General features: G+C 62.0%; 1 protein-coding gene and 1 pseudogene. Both read right to left on the bottom strand.

Annotated elements, in window-relative coordinates:
* Positions 1–289: 289 nt before the first annotated feature.
* Positions 290–1,342, bottom strand: coding sequence for a hypothetical protein (locus F813_RS0113445; protein ID WP_017926946.1), 1,053 nt, complete (start codon positions 1,340–1,342; stop codon positions 290–292).
* Between the two features lie 103 nt (positions 1,343–1,445).
* Positions 1,446–1,682: pseudogene (locus tag F813_RS14575) on the bottom strand (hypothetical protein); the annotation flags it as partial.

Genomic DNA, 1,682 nt, shown 5'->3' with positions numbered 1-1,682 from the left:
CTGTATCGCGCTCGTCTCTGCTTGCTCACATTCACCTCCAGTTACCCATCTAGTGTGGCTTAACTGGGGTGTCCGCTGTCATTGGACCACTTCAACGACCGTCACAACCAGAGGCACCCAGAACACGAGGCCAAAGGCGCCGAGCTTCCCGGCGTCGAAAAAGGGCTTGGGTGGCTTCGCCTGACGGGTCATGAGTCCCTGCCCCCGTTCTGCGCCCGGATCACGAAGACGGAGTCGAGAGTGAAGCGGGATAGCCACTCATCGGGGATGGGAAGACGCGTGGAAGGACTCATGGCGCGTCGCCCTCGACCGAAAGGGAGTCCAGGAGTTGTCGAACCTCGCGATCAATCCGGTTCCAGTCCGGAAGGTGCTCGAGGGTGAAGCGATAGGTCAATGCGAGATCGTCGCGAAAGGCGGTCATGGCTATGCATTCAGGGGCGGGCGGCTCGCCTGGCGGGGCACACCGGATTACGAGGTCATTTGATGCGTCCTTGGGGACGAAAAACGACGACGAACCCGGACCCTTCGGGTCGGTCTCCTGTGGATCGGTCTCGAACATGACGAGGCCATCATCGGATGTCCGGCCGTCCTGAGGATTCTCCCTTGCAAGCCGCCCCATCGGGCCAATAAACCCGGGAGGCGGTTCGTTCAAGAGCATGATTTCCACCCGGTCTCCGAGGGCGTCGTCACCCCGGGTCCAGCGATCCCGGTCTTCGTGGTGATAAGGCCGCAGATCCGGCAGGAGGGTGCTCAACTGGAGGGTCGCCGGTTCATGTCGCCCCTCTCCGGGGCGCGGCCAGTGGCCCAGCTCTTCATGGACAAAGTAGAAAAACCGCACCGGCACATCGAACTTGTGGCCTGACAAGTCGAAGTGCGCCGTTGCGACCTTCAGGTGAATCCGGCCCGCATAGTCATTGATCATGCGCGAGACCGGGTTCTCCGTGAAGACGACCAGCACCAGCAGGACTACGAGGGCCAGCTCCAGCCTCCAGTAACGAAACGTAAGGCGGAAGCTGTGCACCGTGGGGGCGGCGGGCGCGCCCGTCTCCAACCGCACTGGGTGGCGCCGCCGAAACCACCAGACGACCATCAGCGGAATGCCAATGAACGCGAACAGGGCCACCGGCAGTCCCGCGGACATCTCGCGTGCATACTCTTCCAGAAGGCGCGTAAACCCCAGCATCACGGCCACCGGCAGGGCCAGTACGAGCAGGGCATAGCCGATCCTGACGGCAGCCGATGCACGACGGACGGCAATCAGCACCCCAATGGCCGCAACAATGGCAACCGCCATGGGAATCAGGGCGATGAGCACCGATCCCAACAGGTCAACGACGCTCATGACCTCCGCACTCGTTTCCGCGGGGCCGACTTTCGGCTGAGCCACTGAATAAAGCCGAGCGCGAACGATCCGACATCGAGGGCGCAAAGGCGCCTGAGGGTCTTCATGGGTTGGCCCCTTCGACCGCCAGAGAATCCACCAGTTGCTCGCTCTTGGTCCCGATGCGGCGCCAATCGGGGAGGTGTTCGAGGCCGAAGGTCTTTTCCAGCGCGATGCCGGGACGGAATGCAGTCTTCATCCGGCAGCTAGTGTCGTTTAACAAAAGTTCATCGACTCCGTGACTGTCCCCCTGTATCCTGACAACAGGCACTCGGGAGGCGACCGGAATGGGACGACCGAT

Origin of the sequence: Thioalkalivibrio sp. HL-Eb18 (assembly GCF_000364985.1) — a bacterium.
In the GTDB taxonomy this organism is placed as follows: domain Bacteria; phylum Pseudomonadota; class Gammaproteobacteria; order Ectothiorhodospirales; family Ectothiorhodospiraceae; genus Thioalkalivibrio.
This window is presented reverse-complemented; position numbering and strand designations above follow the sequence as displayed.

What these genes read in the sequence shown, in the direction of transcription:
- F813_RS0113445 (WP_017926946.1), bottom strand. Translation starts at nt 1,342, where the DNA reads ATGAGCGTCGTTGACCTGTTGGGATCGGTGCTCATCGCCCTGATTCCC.